This window comes from Paenibacillus sp. JMULE4, assembly GCF_013337105.1.
GTDB lineage: Bacteria > Bacillota > Bacilli > Paenibacillales > NBRC-103111 > Paenibacillus_G > Paenibacillus_G naphthalenovorans.
Window position 1 is genome coordinate 521,918 of sequence record NZ_SGWF01000011.1, and the last position, 15,917, is coordinate 537,834.

Annotated in this window: 15 protein-coding genes; 14 read left to right on the forward strand and 1 reads right to left on the reverse strand. The window is 51.2% G+C overall.

Features of this window, described 5'->3' with window-relative positions:
- The first annotated feature begins 1 nt into the window (after position 1).
- From EXW96_RS07735 to EXW96_RS07800, 14 genes are all read left to right on the forward strand, one after another.
- Entirely contained in the window at positions 2–1,465 is a 1,464-nt protein-coding gene (locus EXW96_RS07735; protein ID WP_174350274.1) for an aldehyde dehydrogenase family protein, read from the forward strand.
- A 52-nt stretch (positions 1,466–1,517) separates the two neighbouring features.
- Positions 1,518–2,663 carry an acyl-CoA dehydrogenase family protein gene (locus tag EXW96_RS07740; protein WP_174350275.1) on the forward strand — a complete coding sequence of 382 codons (1,146 nt, stop codon included), beginning with the start codon at positions 1,518–1,520 and terminating at the stop codon, positions 2,661–2,663.
- 31 nt (positions 2,664–2,694) lie between these two features.
- Positions 2,695–3,330: an RraA family protein gene (locus EXW96_RS07745; protein ID WP_174350276.1), complete on the forward strand. Its 636-nt coding sequence runs from the start codon at positions 2,695–2,697 to the stop codon at positions 3,328–3,330.
- 23 nt (positions 3,331–3,353) lie between these two features.
- A complete protein-coding gene (locus tag EXW96_RS07750) occupies positions 3,354–4,916 on the forward strand; it encodes an acyl CoA:acetate/3-ketoacid CoA transferase (RefSeq protein WP_174350277.1) in 1,563 nt (520 codons plus the stop codon).
- Positions 4,917–4,928: 12 nt separating this feature from the next.
- The gene (locus tag EXW96_RS07755; protein ID WP_174350278.1) at positions 4,929–6,662 is read left to right on the forward strand and encodes an FAD-binding protein; all 1,734 of its coding nucleotides are present in this window, start codon (positions 4,929–4,931) and stop codon (positions 6,660–6,662) included.
- Between the two features lie 13 nt (positions 6,663–6,675).
- Positions 6,676–7,446: an enoyl-CoA hydratase/isomerase family protein gene (locus tag EXW96_RS07760; RefSeq protein WP_171005898.1), complete on the forward strand. Its 771-nt coding sequence runs from the start codon at positions 6,676–6,678 to the stop codon at positions 7,444–7,446.
- Between the two features lie 29 nt (positions 7,447–7,475).
- Positions 7,476–8,234 carry an electron transfer flavoprotein subunit beta/FixA family protein gene (locus EXW96_RS07765; protein WP_137670278.1) on the forward strand — a complete coding sequence of 253 codons (759 nt, stop codon included), beginning with the start codon at positions 7,476–7,478 and terminating at the stop codon, positions 8,232–8,234.
- Positions 8,235–8,249: 15 nt separating this feature from the next.
- Positions 8,250–9,218 carry an electron transfer flavoprotein subunit alpha/FixB family protein gene (locus EXW96_RS07770; protein WP_137670279.1) on the forward strand — a complete coding sequence of 323 codons (969 nt, stop codon included), beginning with the start codon at positions 8,250–8,252 and terminating at the stop codon, positions 9,216–9,218.
- 138 nt (positions 9,219–9,356) lie between these two features.
- Complete coding sequence (locus EXW96_RS07775) at positions 9,357–10,019, forward strand: GntR family transcriptional regulator (RefSeq protein WP_062409031.1); 663 nt, start codon at positions 9,357–9,359, stop codon at positions 10,017–10,019.
- 61 nt (positions 10,020–10,080) lie between these two features.
- Entirely contained in the window at positions 10,081–12,198 is a 2,118-nt protein-coding gene (locus EXW96_RS07780; RefSeq protein WP_174350279.1) for a (Fe-S)-binding protein, read from the forward strand.
- Positions 12,199–12,331: 133 nt separating this feature from the next.
- Complete coding sequence (locus EXW96_RS07785) at positions 12,332–13,030, forward strand: pirin family protein (protein WP_174350280.1); 699 nt, start codon at positions 12,332–12,334, stop codon at positions 13,028–13,030.
- 14 nt (positions 13,031–13,044) lie between these two features.
- Complete coding sequence (locus tag EXW96_RS07790) at positions 13,045–13,377, forward strand: hypothetical protein (protein WP_062409028.1); 333 nt, start codon at positions 13,045–13,047, stop codon at positions 13,375–13,377.
- A 299-nt stretch (positions 13,378–13,676) separates the two neighbouring features.
- Positions 13,677–14,591 (forward strand): NAD(P)-dependent oxidoreductase, encoded by a 915-nt coding sequence (locus tag EXW96_RS07795; protein WP_171005899.1) that lies wholly within the window; start codon positions 13,677–13,679, stop codon positions 14,589–14,591.
- Positions 14,592–14,847: 256 nt separating this feature from the next.
- The gene (locus EXW96_RS07800; RefSeq protein ID WP_174350281.1) at positions 14,848–15,600 is read left to right on the forward strand and encodes a 3'-5' exonuclease; all 753 of its coding nucleotides are present in this window, start codon (positions 14,848–14,850) and stop codon (positions 15,598–15,600) included.
- A gap of 18 nt (positions 15,601–15,618) precedes the next feature.
- Here EXW96_RS07800 and EXW96_RS07805 read toward each other — a convergent pair whose 3' ends face one another.
- A complete protein-coding gene (locus EXW96_RS07805; protein WP_137670285.1) occupies positions 15,619–15,876 on the reverse strand; it encodes a hypothetical protein in 258 nt (85 codons plus the stop codon).
- Between the last annotated feature and the right edge of the window lie 41 nt (positions 15,877–15,917).

Below are 15,917 nucleotides of genomic sequence, written 5' to 3' on the forward strand. Positions count from 1 at the left end.
AATGGGAAACGCACAGCAAACCGCTATCCAGGTGAACAATTATATCGGTGGACGTTGGGTTGCATCCGAATCCGGAGAAATCATCCAGAGAGAAAACCCGGCAAAAACTAGTGAGATCGTAGCTGTTGTAACCAATGCTACGAAAGAAGAAACGATTCAGGCTGTGGAGTCTGCTCACGAAGCCTTTCAAACTTGGTCTAAAGTGCCTGCCGTTAAACGTGCCGAGAAGATCTACAACGTTATTGATGTCCTGGAGAGAAGAAGGCAGGAAGTGGCTGAACTGCTCACCAGAGAAATGGGGAAGCCGATCAAGGAAGCCCACGGTGAAATTACGAAAGCGATCAACGAGGCGCGCTACTCCGCCGGAGAAGCGCTTCGATTGACGGGAGAAACGCTTCCAAGCGAGCGTGCGGGGATTCATGTCAGGACGATCCGTGTCCCCAAAGGGGTGATTGCCGCCATTTCTCCCTGGAATTTCCCGCTGGTGACTCCGCTTCGTAAAATCGTTCCGGCGCTGGCCGCCGGGAACACCGTTGTATTTAAGCCAGCAACGGTGACGGCGGCGATGGGCGCGAAAATCATTGAATTGTTCGAAGAAGCGGGGCTTCCGGCAGGTGTGCTGAACCTGATTGTCGGTTCGGGCCGAAGCGTGGGAAATACGCTCGTCTCGCATCCGCTGGTCAAAGGCGTAACCTTCACCGGCTCAACGGCCGTCGGGTCCGGTATATACAAACTGGCGGCGGAACGTCTGATCGAAGTGCAGCTGGAGATGGGCGGTAAAAATGCCGGCATTATTTATGACTATCCGGATGTGAACGGAGCCGTCGATCAGATCTTGGCCGCAGCCTTCGCGGCGAGCGGACAGCGATGCACCTCGATCAGCCGGATTGTCGTACAAAGATCGAGAGTCGAAGAGGTCACCCGGGCTTTGACGGAAAAGCTGGCCCAATACGTCATAGGTGACGGGATGTCGGACAAAGTGAACATGGGCCCGCTGGTCAGTCAAGACCAATTGGATACGGTGGAGCAATATGTGCGCATCGGGCTAGAGGAGGGCGCCGTTTTGGCGGCCGGGGGGAAAAGGCCGTCGGGGGTGAACGGAGGCTATTATTATGAGCCGACGGTATTTACGAATGCAGCGCCGGACATGAGAATTGCCCGGGAAGAAATCTTTGGTCCTGTCCTTGTCGTGATACCGGTGGACAGCTTTGATGAAGCCGTTCAAGTGGCCAATAACAGTGAATACGGTCTGGCTGTGTCCTGCTTTACGCATCATATGCCGTATGCGGAGCAGGCCGTGGAAGAAATCGAGACCGGCATGATCCATATCAACAATGGAACGATCAGCGAATCTCACGTTCCCTTCGGGGGGCTGAAGCATTCCGCCGTCGGCCCGTATTCCATCGGTTCGACAGGCAAGGATTTCTTGACCGCACTTAAAGTCGTATATTCAAGCTCGAAATAAAGCGGATGACGCCGTGTGCCAATTTACTATGATATTTTGGGAGAGTTGACCAATGGGCTACGAATTGACAGCAGAGCAGTTGGAATGGCAGGCGGTTGCGCGGGAATTCGCCTCGCGCAAGCTGACGCCGGCCAAGCATTGGCTGGAGGGCGAGGATTTCTGGAAAAACGCGGAGATGCTCTCCGAGCATGGATTTCTCGGCATTACGCTGCCTGAAGAATACGGCGGGATGAATCTGGATTTATTCAGTGCGATGCTGATTATCGAGGAGCTGTGCAAAGTATGTCCGACCAGCGGACGGATGGTGTATCATACGGGTCCGGGCATCGCCAATTTTATCAATCATCTGGGGACTCCGGAGCAGAAGAGTAAATATTTGCCCAAAATTGCGGCGGGTAAATATTACGTCGCTTTGGGCATGAGTGAGCCGGATGCGGGGAGTGCGGCTACCGATCTGAAAACGACGGCTGTGGAAAGCGGCGATTATTACAAGCTGAACGGCTCGAAAATCTTTGTCAGCGAAGGGCATCTTGCGGATGCGTTTGTCGTGTACGCCCGATTCGGCAATTCGGGCAAACCGTCCGATATCGGGGCCATCCTGGTGGAACGCGGAACGCCGGGCTTTTCGGTCGGAGTAGCCGAGGAAAATATGAGCGGCGAATACCAGACCGCGCTTTATTTTGATGAAGCGCTTGTTCCGAAAGAAAATGTACTGGTGACCAAAAATGCATTTAAAGCCTTAATGGGCGTGTATAACGGAGTGCGTCTCGGCTATGCGGCCCAAACGCTGGGCATTGCGCAAGCGGCCTTCGATCGTACCTGCCAGTACGTGAAAGAGCGCAGGCAGTTTGGAAAGGAGATCTGTGAGTTTCAGGGTGTGCAGTGGATGATTGCCGACATGTATCTGCAGCTGGAAGCTGCCCGGACTCTGCTTTATAAGGCGGCCGCCGAGGTGCTCGACAGCGCAATCGATAAGACGTCCGTGAGCATAGCCAAGGTTTATGTTGCGGAAGCCGCGAAAAAAATTACGGACGATTGCCTGCAGCTTCATGGAGGATACGGCTTTTCACGAGAATACCCGCTGGAGTGGTACTACCGCTGTGTCCGTGCGGCCTCGATTGCGGGCGGTACGGTGCAGGTTCACAAGACGATGCTGGCCGCAGCCGTACTCGAAAGAAAATTCGATCAGCGGAAGTAAAAGATAATCTCACAGGGAGATGAGAAGAAGGATGATTGATCAAAACGCGGCTGCGTTAACCGAACAATTGGCACAGTTCGATGCGGCGATTGTTTCCGATTGCCTGGCGGGCAATGAACACGCCATGACGGCGAATATCAAGCCGCTGGACCGCCGCTTCAAGCTTTGCGGGCCTACACTGACGGTCAAGTGCCACCCCGGAGATAACCTGATGCTGCACCTGGCCGTGGCCAGCGCCAAACCGGGGGATGTGCTGGTCGCGACAACGAATCAGCACTATGAAGCGGGCTATTGGGGAGAAATTCTCACCATTGCAGCTATGGAACGCAATATTAAGGGGCTCGTGATCGACGGCAGCGTCCGGGACATTGAACAAATCATCGATCTTGGATTCCCGGTATTCACGCACTCGGTATCGATCAAAAAAGCGGAGAAAAAAAATACCGGCAGGCTGAATGCTCCGATCGTTGCGGGAGGTACGGTCGTCCATCCGGGAGATATTATTCTTGCCGATGCCAGCGGCGTAGCCGTGGTTCCTTCCAACCGGCTGGAAGAGATCGTGCGGGCGGCTCAAGAGAAGGTTGAGTTTGAAAAAACGGTCATCGAACAATTGAAGCAGGGAAAGCTCACGGCTGACTTATTTGACCTGCGCAAGTATGAAATCTAGCAAGAAAGGAGGGGGAAGAGACAATGGCTGCATACCAGAGAAGCGTAACGACTCGCTCCAAGGTCATGACGGCGGAAGAAGCCGTAGCGAACATTCCCGATGATTCAACGATTACTATCGGGGGCCTGATTTCGATTCTATGCCCGGAAAAAGTCATCTCGGCCCTGGGCCATCGGTTCGATAGCTGCGGCAGTCCTTCCAACCTGACGGTCATTACCCCGGTTCGTGTCGGATGGGATAAAGAACGAACGACGGGACTGGATCATCTGGCAAAGCCCGGCATGCTGAAAAGGCTGATCAGCGGAAGCTTTAATGTCAAGGAAAGCCCCAGGATTACGGAAATGATCCGCAGCAATCAAATTGAAGCGTACAGCTTCTCCATGGGAACGTTATTCCATCTCATCCGGAGCATGGCCGGCGGCAATAAAGGCATGTTCACGCAGGTCGGACTGCAAACGTATGTGGATCCCCGGATTGAAGGGGGAAGGCTGAACGAAAGAACGACGGAGAGTCTGAATGAGGTTATCGAGGTGGCTGGAGAAGAATATCTTTATTACCGTCCGCTGCCTGTCCATGCTGCAATCATCCGCGGAACGACGGCCGATGAGGACGGCAACGTCTCCCTGGAGCATGAACCGGTGACGCTGGCCGGCTTAGAGATGGCGATGGCGGCCAAGGCTAACGGGGGATACGTTATTGTTCAAGCCAAGAGGCTTGCCGCCAAAGGTTCGATGCATCCGCGTTCCATCGCCGTTCCGGGTATTTTAGTCGATGCCGTCGTGATTGATCCTGAGCAAAAGCAAAGTCTGCTCGAATATCATCATCCGAGCTGGACGGGAGAGATCAAGGCCCCGATCGATGACATAGCCGAGCCGCTTCCCCTGGACACCAGAAAGATTATACTGCGCAGGGCTGCGGAAGAATTGGCCCCGGGCTCCGTCGTCAATCTGGGGGTCGGTATTCCGGTTTCCTTGCCGCAGTTATTAATCGAAGAGCATTTTTTCGATCAGGTTACGTTTTCTCTGGAGCACGGCGCCGTCGGCGGGATTCCGATGGGGGAGGAAGTGTTCGGAGCACATATCAATCCGACAGCCATTCTCACTTCTCCGCAAGCCTTTGACTATTACCATAGCGGAAGCTTGTCGGCCAGTCTGCTTGGCTTTGCGCAAATTGACGGAGCCGGCAATGTCAACGTCAGCAAGTTTAACGGCATTTTTCGCGGTTCGGGCGGCTTTATCGATATCGTTCACCGTACAAAGAAAATCTTGTTTTGCGGCACGCTGACGAGCGGAGGACTCGAAGTCCGAATTCGCGACGGGAAGCTGGCTGTTGTGAAGGAAGGACGGCATAAGAAGTTTATCCCGCAGGTAGAGCATTTGACATTCAATGCCGATGCCGCCAGACAAAAAGGGCAGGCACCTTTATACATTACAGAGAGAGCCGTATTCCGGTTGGGTGAAGAAGGCCTGGTTCTCGCCGAATACGCTCCGGGAATCGATATAGAGAAGGAAATTTTGCCTTATATCGATTTCCCGGTGACCATTGATCCGGCAGTCAGGCCGATGTCTTCCCATATTTTTGAGTAAGGAGACCAAATCATGTCCAAACAAAGGATTGCTAAAGAAATCGATGCGGATGTCCTTGTGGTCGGAGGCGGCGGGGCGGCAGCCCGTGCGGCGCTTTCGGCCAAACAGGCTGGGGCCGATGTCAGGATGGCGGTCAAATCCCAATGGTTAAAAAGCGGATCAACGGCTACGGCTTTCTCTGAATTGCTTTCCATCGCAGCGGCGATCGGTCACGGGGATGAGCGGGACCATCCGGAAATTCATTATTCCGATACGATGGAATCCGGGGAAGGCTTCATTGATCCCGAACTGGTGTGGGGATTAGCGCATGAAGTGCCGGACCGGATTTATGACCTGATCGATCTGGGACTGGAGTTTGATAAACAGCCGAACGGGAAATTGGTTCAAGGCATGAGCGACTATGCAACGTATCCCAGAACCTGCCGGGTAAACGGAGTCACCGCAAGACACATTCTTGCCATTTTGGCAAAAAGGCTAAAAGCGCTCGATGTGCCCGTGGATGAGGATATGATGATCTTTGACATATTGACTGACGCCGATAAAAAGGTGACCGGGGCCTTGGGCTGGCATCGGCAGACGCAGGAAATCGTGCTTTACCGGACACCGGCCGTCATCTTTGCTTGCGGGGGTTCCCATGGTATTTATAAATATGGCGTAGGTACCCCGGATATGACAGGCGACGGTTATGCCATGGCCTATCAGTTGGGGCTTCCCTTGATCAATATGGAGTTTGTGCAGATCGGACCGGCTTCCTTGTTTCCGTCCATTACGCTTCTCTCCGGCCCGGTCTGGAAAACGAATCCCGAGCTTACGAACGGGAAGGGGGAATCGATTTTTAAGGATATCCTTCCGGAAGGCGTAACGGTTGAAGAGGTATATAAGGAAAAAGTGTTTCCGTTCTCCGTATCCAACGTTTCATTCTATCTGGATACCTCGATTCAGCGGGAGTCAGAAAACCATCCGACCCCCCGAGGCGGGGTGTGGTATAAAAAAAGACCGGGTACCGATGATTTGATCGAGTCGAAAATGCCCAAAACCAAACGCGTGCTGAAAAGCAAGGGGACGGATCTGGACAAGGATGCATTCGAGATCGGACTGATTTCCCAGTGCAACAACGGGGGAGTCCAGATTTTGAATATGAACGGCGAGACGGCTATTGCGGGACTGTACGTTGCCGGCGAGACGGCGGGCGGACTGCGTGGACCGGACCGGCCGGGAGGCAACTCCCTGGCGGAAGGGCAGGTATTCGGCCACCGGACGGGTACGGCTTCTGCGCAATATGCAAAGCGGCAAACCACGAAGCCGGATCCGCAGCTTCAAGCGGCAGATCGGATGGACAGCTATCGGGCATGGCTTCGGAAGAGCGCTCATGGAACGAAAAGCATAGAGAAAGCCGCCGATTCGGTGAGAGACATGATGCACCGAAATTGTCTGGTGATCCGAAGCGAGCAGAGGCTTTCGGAAGCCTGGGATTTTTTATGCAGCCTGGAGACGGACCTGATGAGCGGTAAGTATCATATCGATGACAGTCTGTTCGCCAAGGCGAAGGAATTGCATCATATGATCATCACGGCAAAAATCATCGTCCTTTCCGCCAGAGAACGAAAGGAAAGCCGAAGCTGTCATTACAGAGAAGATTTTCCCGAGAAAAACGATCGCGATTGGAAGAAAAGCATCCGGGTTCAATGCAGCGAGGGAAAGATGACAACGGATTATTATGTATGGCCGACCCGGAGAATACTGTAGGGGTGATGATCCCATGTACGTCCAAATCAAATCGGTGGCTGACGGGATTGCCCGCATTTCACTTTCCAATCCCAAAATGAATGTATTGTCCAATCAGGTGAAGAGAGAGCTTAAAGATGTGTTTTCGCGAGTGTCCCAGGATTCCAACGTTCGTGTGATCGTGTTTGCAGCGGAAGGCCCGCATTTTTGCTGTGGAGCCGACATGAAGGAATTTCCGGAGCGGATTGAAAACAAGGCGTCCGGTAAAGCGTGGGATGAGGGCCATCTGATGCTGCGTTCGATTCTAAACGCCCCGCAGCCGACCATCGCTTGCATTCAAGGCAATGCCCTGGGGGGAGGCGCTGAGCTTGCCGTGGCCTTCGATTTCAGGATTTTTGCGGAAAATGCCCAAATCGGATTTCCCGAAGTCACCAGAGGCGTATTTCCGGGAAATGGCGGGCTGGAACGAATGATCGACATTGCGGGTTCCGGCCATGCCATGAAGCTGATGGTTACCGGCAGCGTGATTCAGGCTGCGGAAGCCAAAAGCATAGGAATGGCTACGGAAATCGTGCCTGCGGAGCGTCTGGCCGAAGCGGTTGAAGAGCTTGCCCAACGGCTTGCTTCCCTTCCTGCCGCCGCGGTACAGGCGGCCAAACGGGCGGTAAATCAGTACCTCGGTTCAAAGCATGATTTCGATGCGTTCGGACGCGGGCTTTTTCAGCAAGTTCATGAAACCGATGATGTGAGAGAAGGCGTCAACGCCTTTTTTGAAAAACGCAAGCCTGTATTTAAGCATCGTTAATAAGAAAGCAAGCACGGGGAGGGATCGGCTTGAATATATGGGTATGTTTGAAACAAACCTTCGATACGGAAGAGAAAATCAGGCTGGAAAACGGGAATATCGTGGAAGATCAGGCGAATTGGATTATTAATCCATATGATGAATATGCGGTGGAGGAAGCGGTAAGGCTGCGCGAACAATTCGGAGGAGAGGTAACCGTGGTCACGATCGGTCCGGAGCGTGTGGAAACCGCCCTTCGGCATGCTTTGGCCATGGGAGCCGACAAGGCCGTGAGGATCAGCGGAGCGGAAGGCGACGAATATGTCATCTCCAAGACGCTGGCCCATTACTTAAAGGATAAGGACATCGATATCATTCTGACCGGAAATCAATCGATCGATAACGGGGCGGGACAAGTAGGGGTTCGTCTGGCGGAAGAACTCATGCTCCCTCATGTCACATCCGTGATTCAATTGGCGGTGGAATCGGACCGGGTTCACATCGAGAGAGATGTAGAGGGCGACGTATATAAAATCGAAAGCAAGCTTCCCATACTGATCACCTGTCAGCAGGGTCTTAACGAACCGCGATACCCGTCGCTACCCAATATTATGAAGGCGAAGAAAAAGCCGATCGAGACGATCCGCTTCGAGGAGCTTGGCGTATTGGACAGCACCCCAAAGACGGAAACAGTGAGCCGTTACCTGCCTCCCAAAAGGCAGGCATGCCGGTTCATCGATCATCAGGATTCAAATGGCGCAGCTCATGCTTTGGTGAACATCTTGTTTGAAAAAACATCCATCTTTTAGAGAGGAAGAAGAGCGATGAACAGAAACGTGCTGGTTTTTACGGAAATGAAAGGCTCCGTACTCCGTCAGGTATCTTTAGAGGCGCTGTCCATCGGCCAAAAAATTGCCGGAGACGGGAGCTTGGTTGCGGCGGTGTTCGGAAGCCAGGCATCCCGGTATGCCGAGGTATTAGGGCAGCATGGTGCGGATCAGGTGATGGTGTTCGCCGATCCCCAATTCGACAGATATCAGGCCGACATCTACTATCATGCCTACCGGAAAGTGATTCAGGCAACGAACCCGGATGTCATCCTCGCAGGACATACCGTGAATATGAAGGACGTAGCTCCGAGAATCGCTTCCCGTTTCGGATACGGTTTGATCTCAGATTGTACGAATGTGGAGTTGGATGGCCATGATCTGAGCTTTATACGCCCGATCTATGCGGGTAAAGCTTTCGAGAAAAAACGGTTTACGACAGAGAACATGTTCGTCACGATACGTCCGAACAACTTCAAGGCGGAACCGTCGCCCAAGGTGCAGGAAGTCGTCTTTTGTGAAGCGGACAATGTGGATGTACAAACCGTGATCCGCGACATTGTGCTGAAGTCTACGGGCGCGATCGATTTAGCCGAAGCGAAAATCGTCATTTCAGGGGGGCGGGGCGTGAAAAGCAAAGAAGGCTTCGGGCCTTTGAATGAGCTGGCTTCCGTTCTCGGCGGAGCGACGGGAGCTTCCAGAGGCGCTTGTGACGAAGGCTACTGCGACTATGGGATGCAGATCGGTCAAACGGGAAAGGTGATTACACCCGACCTTTATATCGCATGCGGGATTTCTGGAGCGATACAGCATGTGGCCGGGATGTCGAACTCCAAGGTCATCATTGCGATCAATAAAGACCCGGAGGCTCCGATATTTCAGATTGCGGATTACGGGATCGTCGGCGATTTGTTTGAAATTGTTCCTCTCCTGACCGAAGAGTTCCGGAGAAGATTGGCGAACTGACCGACCCGGTGTTGGATACCGATCAGGCCGCAGAATTTGAAATCATGCGGGAATACGGTAAAATATAGTCGATTGGATAAGCTGCTTGGGAATGGGACAGCTCAACCATGACCGGTATCCCGCGTAAAGGATGTGTCTATGATCAAAAAGAAAGTCGTTTACAAATCACTTGCCGAACAGGTGTATGAGTCGATCAAGGAATCCATTATCCGATCCGAGCTGAAATCCGGAGACCGGATCATCGAACTGGAGATTGCCAGAACCTACGGCGTCAGCCAAAGCACGGTGCGCGAAGCTTTAGGACTTCTTCGCAGGGATGAACTCGTTGTCACCCATGGGAATAAAGGAACCTATGTTTCGAATTTTTCCAAGAAAGATATAGAGGAAATCTACACCTTTCGGGAAGTGATCGAAGTATTTGCCATTCGCCGGGCCATTGAGCGGATTACGGATGAGGATGTCGCCGCCTTGGAGGACATTTATAACAATATGGTTGAGGCGGGCAAAACAGACGATATTGACAAAATGAGACTGAATGACGTGGCTTTTCACAGCATAATATATAAAATCGCCGAACATTCCTTCATGTATCAAGTGTGGGAGGATATCACGAATAAGATGAGCCGCATCTGGTATTTTACCGGCCAGTTTTATTTCCGCGATTTACAGGAGCTTGCCGAAATGCACAAGCCCATCCTGGATGCATTCAAAAAGAAAAATAAAGAAGAGGCCTGTGAGGCCTTCATGAAGCATCTGAATTACGTCAGACATCAGATCTTGAGTCCGGCAAATCCATCATAAGATGGTCGAGAACAAGTAAAAAACCAATTTTGGCGATACCGGAAAATTAGGAGAGATTGCTATGTGGGCTCCCATTCATTTTTTTTCGTTTTTAGTGGTCACCGGAATTGCGCTCTATTTGGCATTTAAGGCCGTTCATGTACGGTACACTTATATTCGTTTGGGCAAGCCTGCATCCATTCCACGGAATACTAAAGAACGCCTGAAGGCGTTTTCTGCCGAGGTTTTCGGGCAAAAGAAGCTGTTAAAAGATCGAAAAAGTGGATGGATGCATGTCATTGTCTTTTACGGCTTTATTATATTACAATTCGGCGCTGTCGATTTAATCTACAAAGGACTATCCGGGAAACCGCTGCCCATTCCGGGATACGACACGTTCTCCCTGATGCAGGAAATCACCGTGCTGCTGGTATTATTGGCTGCAGGCTATGCGGGTTACCGAAGGTATATCGAGAAGGTGAAGAGGCTCAAAAAAGGATGGAAGCCCAGCATTGTGCTCCTGTTCATTTTTTCGCTGATGCTTTCCATTCTGTTCACGCTGGCGTTAGAGCGAGCCGTACTGCAGCATGGATTTTCCTGGTATGCACCGGTCTCTTCTTCCATTTCTCTTCTATTTGAAGGGGGATCCTCGCAGACGGCTTATGTTCTGTACTACACCTTTTGGTGGATTCATCTTGTGATCCTGCTGTCCTTTGCGATTTATGTCCCGCAATCCAAGCACTTTCATATTATTACGGCACCGCTCAATATATGGTTAAAGAAAAGCGAGCCGGCGGGAAAGTTGAAAACGCTTGATTTGGAAGACGAGAATGCCGAATCGTTCGGTGTTTCGAGCATCGAAGAGTTTACGCAAAAGCAAATGCTGGATTTTTATGCTTGCGTGGAATGCGGAAGATGCACCAATGTTTGTCCGGCTTCCAATACCGGAAAGTCTTTATCTCCTATGCATATGATCGTGAAGCTGCGTGATCATTTGACGGAGAAAGGCCAGCTTTTGACCTCCAAATCGCCTTGGGTTCCAAGCTTTGTATTCGGTACCGAGGGTTCGCATTCGTTCCAGCCTCCGGATCACTCGGAATCGTTTCCGGAGCATGCCGTTACCGATATCGCCCCGACGATGCAGAGGCAGAAGCTGGGCTGGACGATGACGGACAAAAAAATCGAAGACGTCCAATTGATCGGGGATGTCATGAGTGAAGAAGAAGTTTGGGAATGCACCACCTGCAGAAATTGCGAGGATCAATGCCCGGTCGGCAACGAACACGTGGATAAAATTATCGATCTGCGCCGCCAGCTTGTCCTGATGCAGGGAAGCATACCCTCGGGAGGACAGCGTGCGCTTCAGAATATTGAGAGACAGGGAAATCCGTGGGGGTTTAGTAAAAAGGATCGTTTTCAGTGGAAAGAGGAAGCAGAGGATGTACACGTGCCGACCGTGAAAGAAAATCCCGGTTTCGAGGTGCTTTATTTTGTCGGCTCGATGGGTTCTTATGATAATAGAAACAATAAAGTGACTCGTTCCTTGGTTCAGCTGTTAAACAAAGCGAATGTCAATTTTGCTGTTCTTGGCGAAGAGGAAAAAAACTCGGGGGATACCGCGCGTCGGCTCGGCAATGAATTTTTATTCCAGGAGCTATGTAAAGAGAATATAGAGATATTTAAAAAATACAACGTCAAAAAAATAGTAACGGCTTGTCCTCATACCTATAATACATTGAAAAATGAATATCCGGAATTCGGACTGGAAGCGGATGTTTATCACCACACGGAATTGCTGGAGCAGCTGGTCAAAGAAGAGAAGCTGGTTCCTGTAAGGGAAGTCCAAGAACGGATTACGTACCATGATTCGTGTTACTTGGGCCGCTATAATCAAGTATATGAACAACCGCGAAACATTCTGAGAGCCATACCCGGAGTGGAGTTGGTAGAAATGGAAAGAACCAGGGAGAACGGCATGTGCTGCGGAGCGGGCGGCGGGATGATGTGGATGGAAGAAACCGCCGGCAAACGCGTGAACGTAGCCAGAGTGGAACAAGCCATGGCGGTAAGTCCCACCCTGATCAGCAGCGCCTGTCCTTACTGTCTCACGATGATGAGTGACGGCGCAAAGCTCAAGAATGTGGATGAGCAGGTCAAAACAAAGGATATCGCGGAAATATTGGCCGCAGCCGTTTTATAATATCATACCAAAACGCGAAACCGGCCGGTTGTCGAGGGACAGCCGGCCGGTTGTTATAGATTGAAGAAAATGGTCCTACCGCTTACAATGAGGTTAAGCTGATCAACAACCCCTATGGAGAGGAAGATCCTCAATGATACAGGTATATCCTGCGGAATCCCGCTATGCTATGGATCTCGGATGGCTGCGCAGCCGTCCCAGTTTTTCCTTTGGCGCGTATTACGACCCGGACAATACAAGCTTTGGGGTCATGCGTGTGTGCAATGACGATGTAGTAGCGGCAGGCCGCGGGTTTGGCCCCCATCCGCACAGCGATATGGAGATCGTCACGATTGTGCTGAGCGGCGCCATCAAGCATGAGGATAATTTGGGCAATGTGGCCGTGACTTCTGCCGGCCAAATTCAGCGAATGACTGCGGGGAGCGGGATGATTCACGCGGAGTATAACGCTTCGGAGACCGAGGAGCTGGAGCTCTTGCAGCTGTGGTTTATGCCGAGCGAGCGGGGACTTGCTCCTTCCTATGAAACGAGCAGCTACGATCCGAAGCGGATGAACAATACGCTGCTGCCTGTTGTTTCCCGTCAGGGATCGGATCGAGCGGCGGCCATTCATCAAGACATGACCATATACTTGAGCAGATTGGAGAAGGACAGACAAATCATTTTCCAACAAGAAGAAGGACGGCGTGTGTTTCTCTTTGTCATCGAGGGACGGTTGACAGTAGACGGCACCCCACTGGAACCCAGAGATACGGCCAGAATTGAAGCGTTGTCCAAGATGGCCATCGCGGCGGATGAAGAAGCGTTCTTCATGCTGATCGATCTGCCTTAAGGAGGAGATATGTCATGAAGGAAACCCTTTTGGTCAAACATGCGGTGGGCGGCAGAACGTTTATCGATACGGGTAAGCAGTCCGTCGAATATAAACTGGAGCAATCGGGAGACAACTACAAATTCACCCTGAGTGTGCCTCCGGATTCGAACGTAGAGGAAATCCTGAGATGGAAAAGCGAGCTGAACGTGTTTGTCTTTTATGAATCCGACGATCAGCCGACGAAGAAAGTATGGTTTTACGTCAAGGACGGTCCTGTGGCCTACGATCCCCAGAATAAGCAATTAACGATCGTGGCGCAGTCCAAAATCGAGTATGTGCCCGACCTGTTCCATGCTTCCGTTTGATCATATGCCAGAAGTCAAAGGGGCCTGCCCGGCATTGGGTAAGCCCCCTCCCTTGCCTGCCAAATGAAAACCACATACAATAAGCCCGCCAACGAACCGATCCATGCAAATTGAAACCGTATACAGGAAGGATATAGAAGCGGTGCAACTGCCAAGCTGTTAAATTGTCTGGTCATTCAACAATATGATATGATAAAATGATTGTTCGTTTTGGAAATATTGGAAATCCGCTTGGACAGGCTTTATTATGGACTGCCGTTATATCTGATCTGAATCTCGGGGAAATGGAGGAATCACAGTTGAAACTAGCATTTATTGGATTGGGTACAATGGGTAAGCCGATGGCGCTGAATTTGCATAAAGCAGGCTATCCTCTCACGGTCTATAACCGCAATCGTGACAAAACCAAAGATTTTGAAGGTCTCCCGTCCGTCCGGATCGCGGCATCACCGGCTGAAGCGGCGCAGCAGGCGGATATTGTTTTTACCATGCTTACGGATGATCGGGCCGTTGAGGAGGTCTATCTGGGAGAACAGGGGATCGTTTCCGCATGCGCCTCGTCTGCCGGCAGCAAGCCTCGGATTGTGGTGGATTGCAGCACCATTTATACGGAAACGAGCCAGAAGCTGGCACAAGCCTTGGCCGCTTACGGAGTAGAAATGCTGGATGCTCCGGTGACGGGAAGCGAGCCGCAAGCTATTGAAGGCAATCTGACGTTCATCGTTGGAGGGAAGAGCGAAATCTTCGACCAATGTGCCCCTTTCTTTGACATTATGGGCAAAAAAGCGGTCTACATGGGAGGCAGCGGAGCCGGGTCGAACACCAAGCTTGCGAATAACATGCTGGTTGCGGCCAACTTGTTGGCACTGGCCGAGAGCCTGGTGATGATTCAAAAAGCCGGCGGAGACCCCGAGCGCTTTCTGGAGGTGCTTGCCGGCGGCGGAGGACGCAGCGGAATGGCGGAGATGAAGGGTCCCAAAATGCTAAGCCGCGATTTCTCGGCCCAATTCATGACACAGCTGATGCATAAGGACCTGAAACTGGCCAACCGGCTGGCGGAGTCGCTTCAGGTGCCCGTGCCTGTGCTGTCTTCGGTCAAGCAGGTGTTCCAAACCGCCTGCAACAGCGGCTGGGGCGGCGAAGATATGAGCGCCGTAATCAAATGCTACGAAGAATGGACAGGAACGGTCGTTGGTCAAAAAGCAGACAACTAAGGAAGCAGCATCTATTCAAGGGAGTTAGAAGCGCCAGTTGCAAATCATGGCGCTTCTTTTTTTTTTTTTTTCTCATTATTTAAGACGGTTTTAAACGCTCCATAGCGTGAATGGTTGCAATCGCCCCCCATAAAGACAGGATGAGCAAAAGAGATGAAGGGCAAAAATCATGGAAGCTGCTCGGAAATGGCAATGAATGAAGGTAGGAAACACGGGCTGATCGTGGTATGCTTAGAGACGAGGTGATAGACACAGCATGCATTATATCGTGATCGATTTGGAGTTTAACGGCAGAAAGCATTATGACATACATCCCATGGAAATTATCGAGATCGGGGCTGTAAAGCTGAACGAACGCCTGGAGATTGTGGATACATTCCAAAGCTACATCCGGCCCAACTTCCGCTTAAATAAATTCGCTTTGCAATTTACCGGAATTTCTAAGGAAACCTTGCTTCAAAGTGACGGGTTTCGAACCGTGATTGACAAGTTTATTGATTTTTGCGGAGATGAATATAAGATGCTGGCTTGGGGAGGCAGCGATTATTTTCATTTGTTCGTGGATTGTAAAATCAACGGAGTCGCTGACAAGTGGCTTGCCAATCTGATCGACATGACCTCGTTTTTCGAAGGCGGGCTGCACAAAGCGTTGGCGGATTATGAGCTGCAGCCCATTGGCCAGCACCATTCCGCGCTCGATGATGCGTTCAATGCGGTGCAGTTGCTTCGAATGAAGCCGGAGGCGGCCGCTTCTGAAAAATATTATGGCAAGGATCCATTTAAAATATGTACCGGAGGCATTAAAAAACAGATTTTGTCGAGCCTGGACGAATCGATGGCCCAAAATGTGGTGCTGACATGGGACAAGTTCATAGAGGATGAAAAAGTACAATCTTATTTCTCGATTATGAAGCTGGATGCTTCCGAAATTCGGATGGTCAAGCAGCTGTTTGAGAAAATGTTGAAGATGAAGTACGGACGTAAAGCCAAGAAGCTGCAGCTTGCCTAATGGAAGCTGCAGCTTTTTTTAATGGAGTTGATTGGTTTCCCGCACCGGTTGTGCTGATGACCGGCCGCACTCCGGGCAGTAGATGGAATGGACGCAAATATGCTGTTCCAGGTCGATAAAACCGTTCGTTAATTTTAAATCATCCATATTCCGGTAAGGGGAATAAGGGCCGTAAAAATCGCTAAGCTTACCTTCATCCTGAGCCGGATGCCCGCAAACGGGACAAGCGCATTCAAGCGATTCCATACCGTTGCATACTGCGCAGTAATAAGACAACGTCTTCGCCTCCGATCATGCTGTTACGCATTTAGCATGCT